Origin of the sequence: Pseudoalteromonas sp. P1-25 (assembly GCF_001401805.1) — a bacterium.
In the GTDB taxonomy this organism is placed as follows: Bacteria; Pseudomonadota; Gammaproteobacteria; order Enterobacterales; family Alteromonadaceae; genus Pseudoalteromonas.
Window position 1 is genome coordinate 15,482 of record NZ_LKDW01000015.1, and the last position, 20,589, is coordinate 36,070.

Genomic DNA, 20,589 nt, shown 5'->3' on the forward strand with positions numbered 1-20,589 from the left:
AGGATAGTAGTATGAAAAACATTAAAGCGTTTATTTTGATCATACTGCTAGGCTGGCAATTTACTGCCAGCGCGGAACGAATAAAAGATGTTTCTATGGTTGAAGGGGTCCGTGCCAACCAATTGGTTGGCTATGGTTTAGTGGTGGGGCTACCTGGCACAGGGGAGCAAAACTCTTACACGCAACAAAGTTTTAGGGGCATGCTAAACAGTTTTGGAATTACCTTACCTTCAACGCAAAGCCCTAAAATTAAAAATGTAGCTGCAGTGGCAGTTCATGCTGAGCTGCCGCCGTTCAGAAAGCCAGGGCAAACAATTGATATTACGGTTTCTTCTATTGGCAGTGCAGGGAGTTTACGTGGCGGCACATTACTACAAACTTTCTTGAAAGGGGTTGATGGTAACGTATACGCGATAGCACAAGGCAGCTTAATAGTAGGGGGTTTAGGTGCACAAGGGCTTGATGGTAGCAAAGTAGTAATTAATACCCCAACCGTCGGCCGCGTACCAAACGGAGCTACAGTTGAGCGCGAAGTTAAAAGTCCTTTTATGCAAGGCGACTACATTACGTTTAACTTAAATCGTCCAGACTTCACTACTGCAAAACGTCTAGAAAAAACAATTAATGATTTAGTTGGTCCTAATAGTGCACAGGCGATTGATGCAGCCTCAGTACGCGTTATTGCCCCGCGTGATGCATCGCAAAGGGTGTCTTATTTATCAACGCTTGAAAACCTAGAGTTTAAGCCTGCTGACACCTCTGCAAAAATCATTGTTAACTCACGCACAGGCACAATTGTCATTGGCAAAAATGTGAAGCTACAGCCTGCGGCAATAACCCATGGCGGCCTAACAGTTACGATTGCTGAACAGCAAAATGTAACGCAGCCTAATCCGTTAGCAGAAGGCGAAACCGTTGTTACACAGCAAAGTATTATTGACGTTAACCAAGATGATTCTCGTGCGTTTGTATTTAACCCAGGCGTCAGCTTAGATGACTTAGTGCGTGCTATAAACGAAGTAGGTGCAGCACCTGGCGATTTAATGGCTATTTTAGAAGCCCTTAAAGAAGCGGGTGCAATTAACGGACAGCTTGTTGTTATTTAAATTATTAAAAGCTCGGTGTTACAACAATGTAGCCGAGCTTTTTTAATAAAACCTGCCTTTAAAATGCCTTTGGCTTAATTTTTGCATTTATCGAAGTATTATTCATTTTTGTGTCAAAAAGCTGATGGAAACAAATCACCTCGATAAGCAAAACTTTTTTGATTTAAGTAATCTTAATACTTTACGTCAAGACGCCTTAAACAGCGGTGATGCATCTACTGATGCCTCTAAAGCGGCGCTTAAAAAAGCAGCGGCACAATTTGAAGCTATTTTTACGCAGATGCTTCTAAAAGGCATGCGTAAAGCTAACGAAGCATTTGAAGATGAAGACAGCCCATTTAATTCTAGCGGCGTAAAGTTTTTTGAAGAAATGCACGATCAGCAGCTCTCTTCTGAGCTTTCATCAAATGGGTCTTTAGGTTTGGCTGATTTAATTGTGCAGCAGCTCTCTCCAGAGGCTGAAAACTTTATGCCTGGCTCAGTGTTAAGAACAACCAACGACTTTATCAGTGATAAACGCGCAGGCTCTGAACTACCCCACGAAGAACTGAATAATGTTGAGCAAGTAAATAAAGACGACTTAGCCCTCAGCAGCGAAGCAACAGACACTAAAACCCCAACACAGCCTGTACAGCAACCGACATTTAATAATGCTGGAGAGTTTGTGAGTGCAGTGTGGGAGCATGCCAAAACAGCGGCCGAAAAAATAGGTTTAAACCCTGCAGTGATGGTCGCTCAGGCGGCCCTTGAGACTGGTTGGGGCAAGCATATTATTAATAAAAGTGACGGTAATAGCTCAAATAACCTGTTTAATATTAAATCAGATAAAAGCTGGGAAGGCGACAAAGCAAGTAAAGTAACGCTTGAATTTGAGCAAGGCACGCCTGTTAAAAAGCAAGCAAGTTTTAGAGCTTATGATTCTATAAAAGAAAGCGTAAACGACTTTGTCGATTTTTTAACGCAAAACCCACGTTACGAAGAAGCATTACAAAAAACAGCACAGCCAAACGAATTTTTAGATTCGCTACAAAAAGCAGGCTATGCAACGGACCCTAATTACGCGAGCAAAATAAAAAAAGTGCTAAATAGTAGTGAGCTTAAAAATATTGCAACAAGCGCGTTTACCCAAGGAGTGAAGTAATATGTCGTTTAGTTTATTAAATATTGCCAGTTCAGGGGTGCGTTCAAGCTCTGAACTGTTGCAAACGACCAGTAAAAACATCACCAATGTAAATACCGAAGGCTACGTACGTGAGCGCACTGAATTTACCACTATGGTAGATAACCAAGTAGGGCGCGGCGAAACATATCGGTTATTGAACGAATTTGCCCAGTCGCAGTTAAACCGCGATACGTCAAATAAATCGTTTTTTGATCAATTCGTAACAGAAGCCAACCGTGTTGATACTATTTTTTCGGAAGAGTCTAACAACTTATCAACCGGCATAAATTCATTATTTAATAACGTGCAAGAGGCGCTAAATCAGCCGTCTTCATCAGTTGCTCGTTCACTCGTAATGACCGATGCGCAAAGTTTAGTTGATCAAATGGACAGGCTCTCAGGTATTGTGCTTGAGCAACAAGGTATAGTGAATGAGCAGCTTGAGGTTTTTTCTGAAGAAGCCAACTCACTCATCCAAAATATAAATACGTTAAACCAAGAAATTGCAGTCGTAAATGGTACTAATAACGCATCAGACGCGAGTTCTATTTATAACCAGCGCGACTTAGCTATTCGTGAATTATCAGAGCTCGTAGATATAGAAACACTCGATGGCCCTAATGGCGAAAAACTCGTATTTATGGGCAGCGGTGAGTCTTTAGTTATGGAAAACGGTACATTTAACTTGTTTTCTTTGTCGGGCGACCCCGATCCTAATTTTAAAGAATTGACGCTTGATGTTAATGGCGGCAAAGCCGTGCCGCTAGAAATAGATGCAAGCAAATTAAAAGGCAAAATTGGCGGCTTGCTGGCTTTTAGAGACGACATACTTGTGCCTGCACAAAACCAGATTGGCCAAATGGGATTGGCAATTGCAGATGCGTTCAACGAGCAAAATAAATTGGGTATGGATGCTAACGGTGAGCTAGGCGGTGATATTTTTACCATACCTACCGTGGGCGCTTATGCATACCAAGATAATACCGGCGGTGCCAGTTTAACTGCCACGCTTGAGGCCGGTAAGGGCAGTGAACTGCCTGCCAGCGACTTTATTGTTACTTATACCGCTAATGCAAATGAAGTGAGCATTCAGCCCGTTGATAATAAAGGGGAGCCGATAGGCAGCGCTTCTTTAGCGACGATACCGCCATCTGGTGTTATTGACTCAGACGACATTACAAGTGGGGAGTCGTTTGGTTTACAAATTAATGTAACGGGTACAGGTAATACTGGCGATCAGTTTCAAATTAAACTTAACTCTGAGGCGGCGACCAGTATTTCTCTTGCGACAAGCCGCGGTGAAGACTTAGCTCTGGCATCGCCTATTCGTACAGCTAACAGTATAGATAATGTAGGCACTGCCACTATTTCAGCTGGAGAGGTAACAAGCGTTACATCGGGTGGCTTTACCACCGCCCCTGGTTTAGCCAATGGTGATATCACTCTTGTTAAAACGGGCGCTGCAAATGAATACCAAATTACAGATGCAAATGGCACCACAACCTTTACTATAACGCCACCGGCAGAGGGTATACTGGCTCAGGCTGGTGCACCTTATAGCAACTATGGCTTTGACTTTGACATTGAAGGCACGCCAGCCACTGGAGACACTTTCACCCTTGAATTTAACGAAGGCGGCTTTGATGATAACCGCAATGGTTTAAAGCTCGCTGATTTACAAAATGGCGAATTAGTGCGTAAAAATGTAGTGACAACAGCAGCAGCTGATAATCACGACACATTTAATCAAGCCTATTCGGGGTTAGTGAGTGATATTGGTGTAGTCACTGGTCAAGCCATTACCAGTGCCAGTGCATTTGATGCATTAGCCCAGCAATCTGAAGCCTGGTATGAATCACTATCGGGTGTAAACCTTGATGAAGAAGCTGCCAATTTACTACGTTTTCAACAATCATATTCGGCATCAGCTCAAGTATTGGCTGCTGCCCAAGAAGTTTTTGACACCTTATTAAGTGCGGCGAGGTAATTATGCGTTTATCAAATAACTTAATGTATCAAAACAACATTAATAAAATACTCGATAACCAACAAAGTGTTGCTAATGCACAAGAGCAAGTAACAACAGGTAAAAAATACTTAACTACCTCAGAAGCACCTGCCGCTATCTCGCAAGGAATGCTGTATTCAAATAAAATACAAACAAATGAGCAATATACTAAAAATATTGACCAATTAACTGGCCGACTTGAGACTGAAGAAACCATTTTACAAAGTATAAATACCAATATCCAACAAGCGCAAGAGCTAGCGATTCAAGCAGGTAATGGTGTTTATACTCAAGATGATTTAGAGTCAATCGCGGCTGAGCTGAGTGAAATACAAAAAACACTCGTCAATTTGATGAATACCCGCTCAGAAGATGGTAAGTTTATATTTTCAGGCTACCAAGACAGCACTCAACCCTATCAGTTTGACTCTACAACAGGTGAGTACACTTATAATGGGGATCAAGGCCAGCATGTTATAACCATTGCTGAAGGGGTGAGTATTAAATCAAGCGATAACGGTTTTGATACATTTGAAAAAAGCGATGCAAGGTTAGATGTTACAGATAATCAAGCTGCTATCCCGGTAACTACCCCTGCAAATAATATTACAGCGGGCACGGTTTATGTAGATGGTCAAACAGAGTTCGACCGTTTCCATCAAGATAATTACAATGCTGACCCAACCGCTGCGGCAACAGCGAACACGTATAATGTTATAATAACGCCAGGCGCTACCGCTAATGACCCCGATACTTATGAAATATTGCGTGACGGTGTGTCGCTAAGCCCTGCACAAGTTGGCGAGATAACGGATGAGCCAATCGATTTTGCTGGAATGAAAATCGAATTTGAAGGCGAAGCACCAGGCCAGCTTGATTTTACCCTCGAAAAGCCGCACAAAGAAAATGTGCTTAATACATTACAATCACTCATTACAGGGCTTAATGATGGCACACTGGATAACAATGATTTTCAGCAAGTGCTAGCTGATGGTGTAGTACAGCTTCAAAATGCAAGTGAGCAAGTCGTGTATACGCAAGCGAGCTTAGGCGGGCGTATGAATGCGGTTGAAAGTGTAAGCGACTCAAACCTTGCGCAAGATATACAAAACAAAAGCAACCTTTCTGATCTAGTAGAAGTAGATATGGCAGAAGCTATTAGTGACCTCACTAAACAAGAAACCGCACTTCAAGCCTCGCAAGCCACATTTGGCCGTTTAACTAACCTTTCATTATTTGATTACTTGTAAATAAATTATAAGCAGAAATACCTTGCCGCTTTAGTTAGCATAAAGCGGCAAAAACCTCCCTCATTAGCGTGGCAATAATTTGTCACTTTAATACCTAAACATTTAACGCTTCGTTAACTCTCCAACACTTTTAAAAAAGCCACTTAAAAACAACCGCTTAAATGTTTTTTAAAGTTGGCACAGTAAATGCTTTTCTAATGATAAGAAATTATCGAATAGTGGTTCCTGTTAAAACGTGTTGAACCACACTCTGTTTAAACCTAGGAGATGGTCAAATGGCATTAACAGTAAATACTAATGTGTCGTCACTAAACGCACAACGTAACTTAACAAAATCTGGCGAAGGCCTAGCAACTTCAATGGAGCGTTTATCATCAGGTATGCGTATTAATAGCGCAAAAGATGATGCGGCGGGCTTACAAATTTCAAACCGCTTAACCTCTCAAATAAATGGTTTGTCAGTGGCTCAACGTAATGCCAATGATGGTATTTCAATGGCGCAAACCGCTGAAGGTGCGATGAGTGAGTCGACCAACATACTTCAGCGAATGCGTGAACTTGCGCTGCAAGCGGCTAATGGTTCAAACTCAGCAGAAGATAGAGAAGCACTGCAAAAAGAAGTATCAGCACTTCAGGTTGAGCTAACCCGTATTGCAGAAACCACCTCATTCGGTGGTCAACAGTTACTAGATGGTAGTTACGGTAGTAAAACTTTCCAAGTAGGCGCTAATGCTAACGAAACCATTAATGTATCACTTTCAAGCGTTGCAGCTGAAAAAATTGGATCAAACCAATTAAACTTACAAGGTGTTGCAAATACAGGCTTTGGTACTGCCGTAGCGGCTGGCGCTACTGCACCTGCAAACTCAGTCGCTGCGGGTACATATACGATTTCAGGACGTGATGATTCAATAATTAATATTGAAGCAGGTACCACAGCAAAAGATGCCGCAGCTAAAATTAACCAAATGACGGGGACTACCGGCGTTACTGCGCAAGCGCGTACTGAGGCTGTTCTTGATATTGGTGGTGCAGCTACCGTTGCTGATGAAATAGTAAGCTTTGAGCTAAATGGCGAAAAAGTATCGTTTGTGGCCACTGCTAATGTAGACAGCGATGAGCAAGCAATGGCTGAAGCGATAAATGCGCGTACAGATGAGCACGGCGTTACAGCTGTAATTGAAAATGGCGTGCTAACTATCTCTAATAATCAAGGTGAAGACGTCGTAATCGAAGATTTTGAAACGACGGATGCTACAGGTACGCCGGTTGCTGCTACTTTAGCTGTTACCGCAGCTTCATATGATGGTAACCCAGATACCGCAGTAACACTTACCAGTGGTACTGGTACAGACTCAACACGAGTAATGGGAAGTATTCAGCTTAATTCTGCAGAAGTGTTTACTGCTACTGCAGATGATACATCTTTAGCTGCGACTACTAATGAGACCACCAGTAAACTTGAAAATGCAGCTGATATTGATGTGACTACTCAAAAAGGCTCTCAGGATGCGCTTTCAATAATTGATAATGCCATTGCCAATATTGATGAGCAGCGTGCGGGATTAGGTGCGGTACAAAACCGCTTTAGCTTTACAATTAACAACCTTGCAAACATTGAAGAAAATGTAACCGCATCGCGTAGCCGTATTCAAGACACCGATTTTGCAACGGAAACAGCAGAGATGACTAAAAACCAAATACTGCAGCAGGCAGGTACATCAATCCTTTCGCAGGCAAACCAAGTACCACAGGCTGCGATTAGCTTGTTAGGTGGTTAGTAATAAACGCTATTAATGAAACTGATAAAAAAGCACACCTTGATAGGTGTGCTTTTTTGTTTTTTGTCCAAAAATAGCACGCTGTACGTGAATTAAAAACTTTTTTAGGGGGAAGGTGAATTTATTATTTCCTTTAAAATTAGTTGTTTAGGTTTATTTTATTAATAACTTTAAAAATAAATCAAAATAACGCTAAAGATAAATTTTCTCCTGCCGTTAACTTAACCAGTACAGAGCTTGAACATACAATTGTGACAGCTCTTGGTTAAATCTAAACAGTCACATTACGAAAGTAATCAGGAGTTTTATTATGATTTCAGTAAATACAAATGTATCTTCATTAAACGCTCAGCGTAACCTTTCTACTTCAGGCTCTGACCTTGCAACGTCAATGGAGCGTTTATCATCAGGTATGCGCATTAACAGCGCAAAAGATGATGCGGCAGGCCTACAAATTTCAAACCGTTTAACATCGCAAGTAAATGGTTTAGCAGTAGCACAACGTAACGCTAACGATGGTATCTCAATGGCACAAACCGCTGAAGGTGCAATGAGCGAGTCTACAAGTATTTTACAACGTATGCGTGAGCTAGCACTACAATCTGCTAACGGCTCAAACTCTTCAGAAGACCGTGAAGCACTACAAAAAGAAGTGTCTGCATTACAAGTTGAATTAACACGTATTGCAGAAACAACATCATTCGGAGGTCAACAGCTTTTAGATGGTAGTTTTGGTTCTAAGTCTTTTCAAATTGGTGCTAATTCTAACGAAACAATTAATGTTTCACTTTCAAGTGTTGCTGCTGATAAAATTGGCACAAACCAAATAAACCTTCAATCAGCAGCAGCTGGAGGCTTTGGTCAAGCGACTACAGCAGCTGCAACGCTACCAGCAACTAGTGCTGTAGCAGGTAGTACAATTGCTATTTCTGGCCGTGAAGATTCAACAGTAAATATTGCAGCTGGCGCAACCGCAAAAGAAGCGGCTGCGGCAATCAATAGTGCGACAAGTACAACAGGTGTTACAGCGCAAGCAAGAACAGAAGCTAATTTAAGTTTTGCTGTAGCTGCTGCGGCTGATGAAACAGTAAGTTTAGATTTAAACGGAGAAAAACTTTCTTTTGTAGCAACGGGTAATGCTGATGGTGATAATCAAGCTTTGGCTGAGGCAATAAATGCTAAAACAGACGAACACGGTGTTTCAGCTTCTATCGATAACGGTGTGCTGTCTATTTCAAACAACGATGGTGATGACATTACTATTGAGAATGTTACAGATACTGCAGGTACTCCAACTGTTGACATTGCAGTGACACCTCAAGGTTATGATGGTACTGATGGAATAGCAACAAACTTGACTGATGCAACTGGTGCTACGCGAATTACTGGCGGTGTTCAAGTGAATTCATCTGAAGTATTTACTGTAACACCAGGTGATGCGTCTTATGCTCCAGCTGCAGAAACTACAAGTAAACTAGTTGATGTTGATTCAATTGATATTTTATCACAAAAAGATTCACAAGATGCACTAGCAATTATCGATAACGCAATTGCTAACATCGATGCTCAACGAGCTGGTTTAGGTGCGGTTCAAAATCGTTTTGACCACACTATCAGTAACCTTGCTAACATTGAAGAAAACGTATCTGCATCACGTAGCCGTATTCAAGATACAGACTTTGCAACTGAAACAGCAGAGATGACTAAAAACCAAATCTTGCAACAAGCAGGTACGTCAATCTTATCTCAAGCAAATCAGTTACCACAAACAGCACTTAGCTTATTAGGTTAATAAGTTAAACGTTATAGCTTAATGAATAGCTAGCTAGTACATAAAGTCAGTATTAGTTTTAAAACAAGGAGGTGGCTTTAGCTACCTCCTTTTGTGGTTTAAGGGTATAAATTAAGCTATTGTTAGTCTAATAATTATACAAGTTCGGCAGCTCTAGGAGGCGTTATGAACACCATTACTTCAAACGCAGAAGTTACGATAGCATCAACATCTTTAACTGGTGAAGATAAACAAGTAGGGCAGAGTGGATCAACATTGACTCAGCGCGCTGTTGATGACGTAAATAAAATGGATGAACAAGGCTCACAAAACCAGCTAAATAAACAATATACACAACAAAGCTCGGAGGACAATAGTCCGAAAAACCAACAGCTTGAACGTGAGCAGCTTGAAAAAGTGGCGCAGCAATTGCAGGAGTTTATGGGGGAGATGAACCGTACTCTGCAATTTCAAGTTGATGAAGACTCTGGGCGTGATGTAATTAAGATACTTGATAAAACAAGTGGTGATGTAATTAAGCAATACCCTTCGGAAGAAGTATTAAGTTTAGTGTCTAAACTATCTGAGTCTGCAGGTATTTTAATCGACCAAACAGTATAATCGCCGTAGTGTTGATATATTATTAGTTAAGTTTTTTGGGTTTAAAGAGGTGAAGTATGTCTATTTCGTTTAATGGTTTAGGCTCTGGTTTAGCGGTATCAGATATAGTTGATGCGCTAGTTAATGCTGAGCAGGCTCCAGCTGAGGCTCGTTTAAACACTCAAGAAAGTACACTAACTACTGATATTTCTGCTGTAGGTGCTTTAAAGTCTGCGCTACAGCAAGTACAAACAGCAATGGAAGCGCTAGGTGACGCTGATAACTATCAAAAACGTAGTGCATCAGGCAATGATGATTTTATCTCTATCAGTGCTGATGAAGACGCCCAGCCAGGTGGCTATTCTGTAAAGGTTAATAACCTTGCTACAGAGCATAAAATACTATCAGAAGCATTCGATGCTGACGCTGCAGTGGGTGAAGGTACTATGACATTCAGCTCCGGCGAGAATAGCTTTGATATTGAAGTATCAGATACCGCTACCTTAAGTGAAATAAGAGATGCAATTAACAATAGCAGCGATAACGACAGCATAAACGCAACAATAATAACGGATGATACCGGTCAGCATTTAGTGCTGGCAGCTAAAAATAGCGGACTTGAGAACGAGATTAAAGTCGAGGTAACCGATATTGATGGTAATAACACCGACACTAATGGATTGTCTCGTTTAGCATTTGATTCTGCTGGTGTTCAAAACGCCTCTGAAATTATTGCTGCAACCGATGCATCAATTACTATCGATGGCTCCCTCACAGTTAGTAGTTCTTCAAATACGTTTACTGATGTTATAGACGGTATAACAATCACCGCTAAAAAAGCTCAGGGTACTGACGATGATTTAAGTGATATATCGGTAACCGAAAATAATAACAATATCCAATCGGGCTTAAACAATTTTATTTCTAGTTACAATGAATTACTTGAACTTAGTAATAACTTAGGGGCATCAAGCGAAGATGGTGCTGGTGTAATGGCCGGTGATTCGTTACTACGCGGTGTAATGTCTAAGTTGCGAGAGCAGATTACCGACTCTGTAGATTTAGGCAATGGCAACTCATTATCACTTTCGCAATTAGGTGTTGAAGCCGATCGTTATGGAGTATTGACGCTTAATACCGAGACTTTAAATGAAAAAATTGATGAAGATGTCGACTTAGTGCAGCAGTTTTTTGTAGGCACTGATGAAGACGAAGGCGGCTTTGCCCAATCGTTTGATGAGTTAATGAGTTTTTATACTGACTCTGACGGCATTATCCAAAACCGTATCGACAGTAAAACAAATCAATTAGAAGATATTGATGAACAGCGCGAAAGCCTGACAAGTAAAATGGAATCGTTATCTGACAGGCTATACGCTCAATACAACGCCATGGATTTATTGGTAGCGAGCCTCAATTCGACAAGTAGTTACGTGCAAGCGCAGCTTGAAAATATGCCTGGTGTGGTGAGTAATAATTCTTAATTTTCCATATCAATTATGAACATAAAAAAACCGTTTAAAAACGGTTTTTTTATGTCTAAATATTGCCTTTAAGATGCCTAGTAAGTTTTAAAACTGCTAGAAGTAGCTATACCGATTTATAAGCCGAGATTGCTTTACCTGTTTTTTTTTGCTTAATTATGGCTTTAGATGATTCATTTTTTACAGCATTTGCCTGCTTGCTAATGTTGTTGATATTGGTTTGCACAGCCACAAGTTGCTCGGCGGTAGGCGGGTTATCGCTTTCGCACCAGCGCTTAAGCTCACTATTTAAAGTATCCATAATAGGGGGAGCTTCATCAGCGTTATTGCTTTGCACTAATAATTCGATTTTGCTGAGCAATTGATTAATATGCTCAGCTTTGCTTGTTTCCTCTAAAGCCATTAGCTTATACCGCAGGATTACGCTGATCGACAGGAATGCTATCCCACCCTTCTTTAATTTCTTTAATAATGCCAGCTACTTCAGAAATAATCTCAATATCATTATCAACATTTGCTTGCACAAGGCGTCTTTGGCAGTAGTCATAAAGTGCTAATAAATTATTTGAAATACTCGGATCTTGTTCCACTTCTAAATTAAGCGCGTCTTGTAATGCACCTAAGAGTAAAATACAGGCAGAGATGTTTTCGCCTTTTTTTTCTATTTCTTTGCGCTCAATAAACCCTTTAGTAGCGGCCAAGCGGCCAATTATGTTACTAAAAATAAGGTTAATTTGCTCATAGGGCGCCATTTCTGCGATGTTGCTGGCGCGCACTTGAGAATATTTTTTTAATGAAACATGAGCCATGGAAAATCCTAAATAAATATGTAAAATCGTCTGTACGTAACAAAAGCAATATTAATGCCAAGCATATTGCATTTATTTAGTTATCGGCATTGTTGCTTTCAACTTAAGTTAATTATAGTTTATATTTTTGACCTACGTAGATTCATACACTAAGAAAAAACAAGACATGGCATTAGCTTTAAGTATTAAACAACAAAACAATACTTAAGTTTTAATTATTAAGTATTATTGTTTTATAGCGATGTCTATTTTTTGGCGTTTATGTCAAAAAACCGCCGCTATTACTTGCATCCATACAGATCTCGCTTACAATTTAGCTAATAAAATGAATTAGTGAAATTATGGCTCGCTAACTATGATCTTGATTTTAGATAATAATAATAACCGTGCAATAGGATTACATGCATCACTTACCTTTATTGGGGAAGCTGTGCAGTTGCTTGATGAAAATGACTTTGAAGAAGTATGTAGTAAGTATCAACAGCAAGAATGCATTGTTATTTTAGGCGCATTACAAAGCTTAGATCATGAAGGCTTAATTAAACGCTACCCAACCCTGCCTTTTTTACTCATTGGTGAAACACTCAAGCCATTATTAAGCATTGCTAATGTAGTGGGACTAATTTGTGAGCCGTTTAATCACGAAGTAACCACACAGTTATTACACGACTGCCAACAGTACCAACGTATGCTTCCTGGAAGTCACAAGCATCATAAGCCACATAAAACATTTGATGGTTTAGTAGGGGAAACTGACGCGGTTAAAAACGTACGCTTTTTGATAGAGCAAGTGGCTAAGACCGATGCAAACGTGCTTATTTTAGGCGAGTCGGGTACGGGTAAAGAGGTGGTTGCGCGTAATGTACATTTATTATCTAAACGCAATACGGGGCCATTTGTACCAGTAAACTGTGGTGCCATTCCAGGAGAGCTTCTTGAAAGTGAGTTATTCGGCCATGAAAAAGGGGCGTTTACCGGCGCTATTTCTGCACGTAAAGGGCGGTTTGAATTAGCGCAAGGCGGTACGCTGTTTTTAGATGAAATTGGCGACATGCCACTGCAAATGCAAGTTAAGCTACTTCGCGTATTACAAGAGCGTAGCTACGAGCGTGTAGGTGGCACAAAAGCGATTCAAGCAGATGTACGTGTTATTGCCGCTACCCACCGCAACCTTGAGGAAATGATTGAAAAGGGCAGCTTTAGGGAAGATTTATATTACCGTTTAAACGTGTTTCCTATTGAAAACCCGTCACTTAATGAGCGTGCTGACGACATACCTTTATTACTTAAAGAGCTAATGCGCCGTGTTAATGAGCAAAGTGGTACGTCGGCTAAATTTACAGAGCGCGCAGTTGAGAGTCTCAAAGAACATGCTTGGCCTGGTAATATCCGTGAGCTTGCTAATTTAGTGGAACGCATGGTGATTATGTTCCCTGAAAAAGTAGTGGATGTACCCGATTTACCTAATAAATACCGCTACATCGAGGTAGATGCCTACGAGCCTGAATACCCTGAAGAGCTACTTGAAAAAGATGCCTTTAACGATATTTTTAGCTCAGGTTTTAGCGATTATGATAATGAACCAGAGCCTGAATTTAGCCAACAGGGATCTGGCGTATTACCCGAAGAGGGCATTGAACTTAAAGAGTATTTAGCCGAGCTTGAAATAAGCTTAATTACCCAAGCGTTAGAGCGTTTTGATTACGTTGTTGCGCGCGCTGCAGAAATACTAGGTGTAAGGCGTACAACACTTGTCGAAAAAATGAAAAAGTACAATCTGTCACGAGATTAGTAGTATGCAAATGCTGATAGGTTTTTCGTTATTTATTACTCATTTTTGAGGAATTAATTTACGGGCTTTGCCCGTCACGCAAGCAAGCTTGGCGTCTATAAGATAAACGCAAACTTAAACTTTGACGGTAGACGCTGAGCTTGCTCGCGTAAAAAGCGCAGCTTTTAATTACTTAGACCCAAAAAAACGAGGTTAAATGAGAAACCACAGTTAGCTTACACGTTAGTGCTCTAAAGCGAAGCGTCTCTTATCCTCTTTGTGAACAGATCACTTTTATGGTAATAAATCACTTATTAACCAAAAGCCTTTATAATTTCTTCTTTTCTAAAACAATCATTACTATGATCGTTTACCATGCCACAGGCCTGCATATGTGCGTACACCGTTGTAGGCCCTAAAAACTTGAAGCCTCGTTTTTTTAAATCTTTTGCAAATGCTTTTGATTCTTCGCTCATTGCAGGAGCGTCTTCATCACTATTTACATTATTAATAATTGGTTTATTGCCCACAAATCGCCATTGATAATGACTAAAGCCGCCAAACTCTTTTTGAATTTCGATAAACCGTTGAGCATTATTAATCGTGGCAGCTATTTTTAATCGGTTACGTACTATGTTCTTATCTTGCATTAACCGCTCTATATCACCGGCTGTAAAGTTAGCCACTTTTTGCACATCAAAGTTGGCAAATGCTTTTTTATACCCTGCACGCTTTTTTAAAATAGTGTACCAACTGAGTCCCGCTTGTGCTGACTCTAGCGTAATAAATTCAAATAATAGTGTGTCGTCATAAAGGGGCACCCCCCATTCTTCATCATGGTATTTCACATAGTCTGGTTTTGTGGTGTCGAGCCACGCACAACGGCATTTATTTTGCTCACTCATTATTATTCCTTTTTTTGTGCGTCATTTTTTTGTTACGCGTTATTGTAAGCTAACTAAATGAAAAATATATAAAATAATTTTGGTATAAATTCTGCATTAAGCCCTGTATCTACATCATTAAGAGATTTGATTATGGCCCTTGCGAGTGTACTTAAACCACAGTTTATTACTGCAAATCAGTATAACCCATGTTTACTTCAAGAAGAGTACATTGGTGAATTAAGTGATTTAAGACAACAAGCAAGTTGGCTGTCGCACTTAGTTGATACCATGCCAGCAGGTGTTGTTGTACTTGATGGCAAAGGCCTTATTGCAAAAGCCAATCAAATCGCGATTGATATGTTAGGCGAGCCGCTCGAAGGAGAGAAATGGTTTAACATTATTCAACGCTCTTTTCGTCCCCACCAAGATGATGGACATGAAGTGTCGCTCAAAGATGGCCGACTTATAAAACTTGATATTACTGCACTTGCGCCAGAGCCTGGTCAGCTTATATTAATGACCGATTTAACAGAAACCCGTCGTTTGCAAAAGCGTGTTGCACATATGCAACGTTTGAGTGCGCTTGGTAAAATGGTGGCATCGCTTGCGCACCAAGTGCGTACACCGCTTTCTGCAGCTATGTTATACGCGGCCAATTTGGGCTCTAAAAAGCTGCCTGAGTCATCGCGCGATAACTTTCAAACCAAGCTTATGTCACGTTTAAAAGATTTAGAAACCCAAGTTAACGATATGCTGCTTTTTGCTAAAAGTGGTGAGCAGCAAGTGGTTGAGCAAGTGTCTATGCAGCAGCTTTTAAACGAAGTAAAACTAGGTGCTGATGCAATGGTGGCCTTAAATAACAGTGAACTTGCTGTTGAGTTACCAGAGCCAGATATAGAAATCACCGGTAATAAAACTGCGCTGGCCAGCGCTATTCAAAACCTTATTCACAATAGTATTCAAATTATTGGCAGCCAAGCACAGGTGACATTAAAAGCGCAGCGCGATAGTAGCGAACCTGACACCGTACGTATTAGCGTATGCGATAACGGCCCTGGGGTAGAGCTGAGCCAAATAGAGAAAATTTTTGAACCGTTTTATACCACTAAAAGCCAAGGTACAGGGCTTGGGCTTGCTGTTGTAAGTTCTGTGGCAAATGCGCATCAAGGACGTGTTGAAGTGGTTAATAATGCCAATGGTGGTGCATGTTTTAGTTTATTGCTGCCCATATGCACGGCCTCAACGTAGGAGAAAACAGCATGAGCAATACAATACTGGTAGTTGAAGATGATGCAGGCTTAAGAGAAGCACTCATAGACACGTTAGAAATGTCAGGTATTGCCTGCGTTGCAGCGCAAAGTGCTGAGCAAGCCATGATCCAATTAAAGAAATCTGAGTTTTCATTGGTTGTAAGTGATGTGCAAATGGGCGCGATGAGCGGCCTAGATTTGCTCAGGAGCATTAAGCTTAACTACCCAGAACTCCCCGTATTAATGATGACAGCTTACGCAACGATTGATGATGCCGTAGAGGCAATGCGCTTAGGTGCAATTGATTATATGGCTAAACCATTTGCCCCTGAGGTGCTTTTAAATATGGTTAGCCGCTATTTACCCGAAAAACCAAAAGACACAGATGGCCCAATTGTAGCCGACCCCAGCAGTATTCAACTATTAGAGCTTGCAAGTAAAGTGGCTCGCTCAGATGCAAGTGTAATGGTGCTTGGCCCTAGTGGCTCAGGTAAAGAGGTATTAGCGCGATATATTCACGATAAATCAAACCGATGCGATGCGCCTTTTGTGGCAATTAATTGCGCGGCTATTCCCGAAAATATGCTTGAGGCCACCTTGTTTGGCTATGAAAAAGGCGCCTTTACTGGTGCAATACAAGCGTGCCCAGGTAAATTTGAGCAAGCCCAAGGTGGTACTATATTGCTTGATGAAATAACAGAAATGGACTTAGGGCTGCAAGCTAAACTATTAAGAGTATTACAAGAGCGTGAAGTTGAGCGTTTAGGTGCGCGCAAAACAATTTCACTCGATGTGAGAGTGCTCGCAACCAGTAACCGCGATCTTAAAGAAGCTGTTGCAGATAATAAGTTTAGAGAAGACTTATATTATCGCTTAAATGTATTCCCATTAATGTGGCGACCACTTAGTGAGCGCCCAGGCGATATAATTGTATTGGCTAAGCATTTAATAGAGCGCCATTTAGTTAAAAATAAAGAGCCGTTAGCAACGCTTGATAGCGATGCCGAGCAAAAACTATTGAGCCATACCTGGCCAGGTAATGTGCGCGAACTTGATAATGTAATTCAACGTGCGCTTATTTTGCGAACGGGCAGTGTAATTGGCGAGCAGGCTATTTTTATTGAAAATTTAATGCAAGCGTCGAGCACCACTGCGCCTACTCAGGTTATAGCGCCTGAGCAAGAGAGTACTCCCAGTGACGCATATTATGATGACAAAATAACGCCTGCAGAGGCGAGTAGCTCACTGCCGAGCGTAGATACTGGCAGCTATAAAGATGAGCTAAAAGATAAAGAGCATAAAATAATTTTAGAAACCCTCGCCCGTTGCCAAGGCAAACGTAAAGATGTTGCACAAACACTTGGCATCAGCCCGCGTACTTTACGTTATAAACTCGCACAAATGCGCGATTTAGGTATTTCACTACCCGCATAAACTAACTCTCCCTTCTGTACATAACCCTAAACTAACCACGCTTAGTTTAGGGTTGTCAAATCTCTGACTCTTAAAAATAATAGTTAACTGTATGTTATTAAAGGTTTATTTTTATGGCACGCTTTGTGCTTTAATCCCTTTATGAACGTTAACTGCATTTGCCAGAGAAAATTATGAAAATTCAAAACAGCGCGTTATTCCAAGAAATGCAATCAATGGCCTTAGAAGCAGGCCATACAAATCAAATTAATAAGCTACCCACGCAAGCTCAGCCAACGTCATCGGCTCAATTTGGTGACTTACTAAGCGATGCATTAAATACGGTTAATGGCCTACAACAAGATGCGAAACAAAAAGTCGTGGCTGTTGAAATGGGTGACAGAAGTGTATCGCTTGCTGAGGCAATGATTGCTTCGCAAAAATCATCAGTGGCATTTGAGGCTACAGTACAAGTAAGAAATAAACTTGTTGAGTCATACCAAGAAATTATGAACATGCCTGTTTAAGTAGGTAGTGGAGAATTATTGTGGCGCAATCTAATCAATCAACAGATCTTGCTCTTGCTGGCGGCGGTATTGACCAAAGTGAAGACAACGAGCAACAAGAACAAAAGTCGGGCTACTTAAGCGCCTTAAATGGGGTTGATGTGCTTCGCCAAGTTACCCTAATTATTGCGCTGGCTATTTGTTTAGCTATTGCCATATTTGTGATTATTTGGGCGCGCCAACCCGATATGCGTCCGCTTGGCAAAATGCCTACAGAAGAGCTGATCCAAACACTTGATTTTTTAGATGCACAAAAAATTGACTACGAGCTAGACGGCAACGTTATTTCGGTTGATGAAAGCGAGTATCAAAACATTAAATTATTGATGGCGCGTGAAGGCTTAGAGCAAGGTCCTACCTCAGGCACCGATATCATAATGCAAGATATGGGTTTTGGTGTGAGCCAACGGCTCGAGCGTGAGCGCTTAAAACATGGCCGCGAGCAACAACTTGCCCGCACTATAGAAGAACTAAACAACGTTACTCGCGCTAAAGTTTTATTAGCCATCCCAAAAGAAAACGTATTCGCACGCAGAGAGAAAAAGCCATCAGCCACAGTGGTATTGACTCTTAAACGTGGCCGTACGCTTGATGGTGAAGAGATTGATTCAGTCGTTGATATGATTGCCTCTGCAGTACAAGGTCTCGAGCCAGCACGTGTGACAGTAACAGATCAAAACGGCCGTCTACTTAATTCTGGCTCACAAGACTCATTAGCAGCACGCTCTCGTAAAGAGTACGACATTGAAAGAAAGCGTGAGCAAGAGTATTTAGAAAAAATAGACAGTATTCTTATTCCTGTAGTCGGCTTGGGTAACTACACGGCGCAAGTTGATTTAAACATGGACTTTAGCTCAGTAGAGGAAACACAAAAGCGCTACAACCCAGACTTACCAGCAGTCAGAAGCGAAACCACATTTGAAGAAAACAACATAGGTGGCTTAGCGGTAGGTATTCCTGGGGCACTTACTAATCAACCACCTATGAATTCAACTATCCCAGAAGTGGCAGGCCAGGGCAATGCTGGTACGGCAACCAATCCAAGCCGAGTGCATAAAGAGGCTACGCGTAATTTTGAGCTAGACACCACCATTTCGCATAAGCGTCAACAAACAGGGGTTATTCGCAGAATTAGCGTATCGGTAGCTGTTGATTATGTGCCCAAAGTAGGTGAAAACGGCGAAACAACCATGGCACCGCGCTCAGTAGAAGCTTTGTCAAATATACGTCGCCTATTACAAGGTGGGGTGGGTTTTGATATGCAACGTGGCGATGCATTAGAAGTGGTAACCGTACCATTTGTGCGTGAAGCAGTTGATTTAGACTTAGAAGTACCGCTGTGGGAACAAGATTGGTTTATGAAAATCATCCGCCTTGTGCTTGGCGCCTTAGTTATTATTGTATTAATTATGGCGGTTGTTAAGCCTATGCTTAAGCGCTTGATCTACCCAGATGATACGCTTGAAGAGTACGACGAAGATGCATTAAGCTCAGGGGTTGATATTGGCGATAGCACGCTAGATATGCTAAATAAAGACTTTGATTCTGCTGCTGTTGGTTTCTCAAGTGATGGTACACTGCAGCTGCCAGACTTACATGGCGACGAAGATTTGCTTAAAGCGGTAAGAGCACTTGTAGCGAACGAACCGGAACTCTCATCACAAGTAGTGAAAGCGTGGTTAACAGAAGATGACTGATCAAGAACAAAAACAACTCCCGCCAGCATTTGATGTTGACAAGTTAGATGGCGTAGATAAAGCCGCGATTCTTTTATTGAGCTTATCTGAAGAAGACGCAGCGCAAATCCTAAAGCACTTAGAGCCTAAGCAAGTGCAAAAGGTAGGTATGGCTATGGCTGCGTTAGATGACTTATCGCAATCTAAAATTAGCGCAGTTCATAATTTATTTATAGAGCAAATACAAAGCTTTAGTACTATTGGTTTCCAGTCAGAAGACTTTATTAAAAAGGCGCTCACCGCCGCATTAGGTGAAGATAAAGCAGCTAGTTTAATAGACCAAATTGTAATGGGCTCGGGCGCTAAAGGCTTAGATTCACTAAAATGGATGGACTCAAAGCAGGTTGCTAATATTATTCGTAATGAACACCCGCAAATTCAAACCATTGTTTTATCGTATTTAGAGCCAGAGCAATCGGCAGAAATCCTAGCGCAATTTCCTGAAAAAGTGCGCCTAGATTTAACCATGCGTATTGCAAACCTTGAAGAAGTGCAACCAGCAGCCTTACAAGAACTTAACGAGATTATGGAAAAACAATTTGCCGGCCAAGCAGGTGCACAAGCCGCTAAAATGGGTGGCTTAAAAGCTGCGGCAGATATCATGAACTACCTAGATACAAATGTTGAAGGGCAGTTGATGGATTCTATTCGTGAACACGATGAAGAAATGTCTCAGCAAATTCAAGATCTTATGTTTGTATTCGAAAACCTTATGGATGTGGATGACCGCGGTATTCAAGCCATACTACGTGAAGTACAGCAAGACGTACTCATGAAAGCAATTAAAGGCACTGACGAAGCGCTTAAAGATAAAATTTTGGGCAACATGTCTAAACGTGCTGCCGAAATGCTTGCCGATGACTTAGAAGCCATGGCACCAGTTAGAATAAGTGAAGTAGAAGCGGCCCAAAAAGAAGTGCTTTCAACAGCAAGGCGTTTATCTGACTCGGGTGAGATTCAATTAGGCGGCGGTGGCGGCGAGGAGTTCCTGTAAG

17 protein-coding genes and 1 pseudogene are annotated in these 20,589 nt (G+C 41.3%); 15 read left to right on the top strand and 3 right to left on the bottom strand.

The genetic code is table 11. The features are described from left to right. The first annotated feature begins 11 nt into the window (after window positions 1-11). The 9 genes and pseudogenes from AN393_RS10890 to fliD all read left to right on the top strand — a co-directional run bounded on the left by AN393_RS10890 (window position 12) and on the right by fliD (window position 11,162). Window positions 12-1,106, top strand: a complete 1,095-nt coding sequence (locus AN393_RS10890; protein WP_055018050.1) for a flagellar basal body P-ring protein FlgI — start codon at window positions 12-14, stop codon at window positions 1,104-1,106. A 124-nt stretch (window positions 1,107-1,230) separates the two neighbouring features. Continuing rightward, window positions 1,231-2,247, top strand: a complete 1,017-nt coding sequence (flgJ, locus tag AN393_RS10895) for a flagellar assembly peptidoglycan hydrolase FlgJ (protein ID WP_055016791.1) — start codon at window positions 1,231-1,233, stop codon at window positions 2,245-2,247. Between the two features lies 1 nt (window position 2,248). Further along, window positions 2,249-4,255 carry a flagellar hook-associated protein FlgK gene (gene flgK, locus AN393_RS10900; protein ID WP_055018051.1) on the top strand — a complete coding sequence of 669 codons (2,007 nt, stop codon included), beginning with the start codon at window positions 2,249-2,251 and terminating at the stop codon, window positions 4,253-4,255. 2 nt (window positions 4,256-4,257) lie between these two features. After that, entirely contained in the window at window positions 4,258-5,526 is a 1,269-nt protein-coding gene (flgL, locus tag AN393_RS10905) for a flagellar hook-associated protein FlgL (RefSeq protein WP_055016793.1), read from the top strand. A 275-nt stretch (window positions 5,527-5,801) separates the two neighbouring features. Beyond that, complete coding sequence (locus AN393_RS10910; RefSeq protein ID WP_055018052.1) at window positions 5,802-7,307, top strand: flagellin; 1,506 nt, start codon at window positions 5,802-5,804, stop codon at window positions 7,305-7,307. Window positions 7,308-7,617: 310 nt separating this feature from the next. Further along, window positions 7,618-8,538, top strand: a pseudogene (locus tag AN393_RS20725) (flagellin hook IN motif-containing protein); the annotation flags it as partial. Then, the gene (locus AN393_RS20730; RefSeq protein ID WP_408003055.1) at window positions 8,518-9,099 is read left to right on the top strand and encodes a flagellin; all 582 of its coding nucleotides are present in this window, start codon (window positions 8,518-8,520) and stop codon (window positions 9,097-9,099) included. The pseudogene AN393_RS20725 and the gene AN393_RS20730, both read left to right, overlap by 21 nt. 165 nt (window positions 9,100-9,264) lie before the next feature. Then, window positions 9,265-9,699, top strand: a complete 435-nt coding sequence (locus AN393_RS10920; protein ID WP_055018054.1) for a flagellar protein FlaG — start codon at window positions 9,265-9,267, stop codon at window positions 9,697-9,699. A gap of 56 nt (window positions 9,700-9,755) precedes the next feature. Continuing rightward, window positions 9,756-11,162, top strand: coding sequence for a flagellar filament capping protein FliD (gene fliD, locus AN393_RS10925; RefSeq protein ID WP_055018055.1), 1,407 nt, complete (start codon window positions 9,756-9,758; stop codon window positions 11,160-11,162). Between the two features lie 106 nt (window positions 11,163-11,268). On the opposite strand, the gene AN393_RS10930 is transcribed toward fliD, so the two are convergent. Continuing rightward, window positions 11,269-11,565 carry a hypothetical protein gene (locus AN393_RS10930; RefSeq protein WP_055018056.1) on the bottom strand — a complete coding sequence of 99 codons (297 nt, stop codon included), beginning with the start codon at window positions 11,563-11,565 and terminating at the stop codon, window positions 11,269-11,271. Between the two features lie 4 nt (window positions 11,566-11,569). Next, window positions 11,570-11,971, bottom strand: coding sequence for a flagellar export chaperone FliS (fliS, locus tag AN393_RS10935; RefSeq protein WP_055015914.1), 402 nt, complete (start codon window positions 11,969-11,971; stop codon window positions 11,570-11,572). A 355-nt stretch (window positions 11,972-12,326) separates the two neighbouring features. Here fliS and AN393_RS10940 point away from each other — a divergent pair, with 355 nt between their 5' ends. Next, entirely contained in the window at window positions 12,327-13,763 is a 1,437-nt protein-coding gene (locus AN393_RS10940) for a sigma-54-dependent Fis family transcriptional regulator (protein WP_055015915.1), read from the top strand. Between the two features lie 293 nt (window positions 13,764-14,056). Here the strand turns inward: AN393_RS10940 and AN393_RS10945 are convergent, their stop codons facing one another. Beyond that, window positions 14,057-14,647, bottom strand: coding sequence for a DNA-3-methyladenine glycosylase I (locus tag AN393_RS10945; RefSeq protein ID WP_055018057.1), 591 nt, complete (start codon window positions 14,645-14,647; stop codon window positions 14,057-14,059). A gap of 132 nt (window positions 14,648-14,779) precedes the next feature. Between AN393_RS10945 and AN393_RS10950 the strand changes: the two genes are divergently transcribed. The 5 genes from AN393_RS10950 to fliG all read left to right on the top strand — a co-directional run bounded on the left by AN393_RS10950 (window position 14,780) and on the right by fliG (window position 20,588). Continuing rightward, window positions 14,780-15,877, top strand: a complete 1,098-nt coding sequence (locus AN393_RS10950; RefSeq protein WP_055018058.1) for a PAS domain-containing sensor histidine kinase — start codon at window positions 14,780-14,782, stop codon at window positions 15,875-15,877. An 11-nt stretch (window positions 15,878-15,888) separates the two neighbouring features. Beyond that, complete coding sequence (locus tag AN393_RS10955) at window positions 15,889-17,313, top strand: sigma-54 dependent transcriptional regulator (RefSeq protein ID WP_055015918.1); 1,425 nt, start codon at window positions 15,889-15,891, stop codon at window positions 17,311-17,313. Window positions 17,314-17,486: 173 nt separating this feature from the next. Next, window positions 17,487-17,819 carry a flagellar hook-basal body complex protein FliE gene (gene fliE / locus AN393_RS10960; protein ID WP_004588289.1) on the top strand — a complete coding sequence of 111 codons (333 nt, stop codon included), beginning with the start codon at window positions 17,487-17,489 and terminating at the stop codon, window positions 17,817-17,819. Between the two features lie 20 nt (window positions 17,820-17,839). After that, window positions 17,840-19,555 carry a flagellar basal-body MS-ring/collar protein FliF gene (gene fliF, locus AN393_RS10965; protein ID WP_055015919.1) on the top strand — a complete coding sequence of 572 codons (1,716 nt, stop codon included), beginning with the start codon at window positions 17,840-17,842 and terminating at the stop codon, window positions 19,553-19,555. Beyond that, complete coding sequence (gene fliG, locus AN393_RS10970; RefSeq protein WP_004588291.1) at window positions 19,548-20,588, top strand: flagellar motor switch protein FliG; 1,041 nt, start codon at window positions 19,548-19,550, stop codon at window positions 20,586-20,588. Before fliF ends, fliG begins: the two co-directional genes overlap by 8 nt. The last annotated feature ends 1 nt before the right edge of the window (window position 20,589 follow it).

Bases quoted from the DNA above. Each gene is read 5' to 3' on its own strand.
- flgJ (WP_055016791.1), top strand. From the start codon at position 1,231: ATGGAAACAAATCACCTCGATAAGCAAAACTTTTTTGATTTAAGTAAT.
- AN393_RS10945 (WP_055018057.1), bottom strand. From the start codon at position 14,647: ATGAGTGAGCAAAATAAATGCCGTTGTGCGTGGCTCGACACCACAAAA.
- fliS (WP_055015914.1), bottom strand. From the start codon at position 11,971: ATGGCTCATGTTTCATTAAAAAAATATTCTCAAGTGCGCGCCAGCAAC.
- AN393_RS10920 (WP_055018054.1), top strand. From the start codon at position 9,265: ATGAACACCATTACTTCAAACGCAGAAGTTACGATAGCATCAACATCT.
- fliE (WP_004588289.1), top strand. From the start codon at position 17,487: ATGAAAATTCAAAACAGCGCGTTATTCCAAGAAATGCAATCAATGGCC.
- AN393_RS10950 (WP_055018058.1), top strand. From the start codon at position 14,780: ATGGCCCTTGCGAGTGTACTTAAACCACAGTTTATTACTGCAAATCAG.
- AN393_RS10940 (WP_055015915.1), top strand. From the start codon at position 12,327: ATGATCTTGATTTTAGATAATAATAATAACCGTGCAATAGGATTACAT.
- AN393_RS10930 (WP_055018056.1), bottom strand. From the start codon at position 11,565: ATGGCTTTAGAGGAAACAAGCAAAGCTGAGCATATTAATCAATTGCTC.
- AN393_RS10955 (WP_055015918.1), top strand. From the start codon at position 15,889: ATGAGCAATACAATACTGGTAGTTGAAGATGATGCAGGCTTAAGAGAA.
- AN393_RS10910 (WP_055018052.1), top strand. From the start codon at position 5,802: ATGGCATTAACAGTAAATACTAATGTGTCGTCACTAAACGCACAACGT.
- fliG (WP_004588291.1), top strand. From the start codon at position 19,548: ATGACTGATCAAGAACAAAAACAACTCCCGCCAGCATTTGATGTTGAC.
- flgK (WP_055018051.1), top strand. From the start codon at position 2,249: ATGTCGTTTAGTTTATTAAATATTGCCAGTTCAGGGGTGCGTTCAAGC.
- fliD (WP_055018055.1), top strand. From the start codon at position 9,756: ATGTCTATTTCGTTTAATGGTTTAGGCTCTGGTTTAGCGGTATCAGAT.
- AN393_RS10890 (WP_055018050.1), top strand. From the start codon at position 12: ATGAAAAACATTAAAGCGTTTATTTTGATCATACTGCTAGGCTGGCAA.
- flgL (WP_055016793.1), top strand. From the start codon at position 4,258: ATGCGTTTATCAAATAACTTAATGTATCAAAACAACATTAATAAAATA.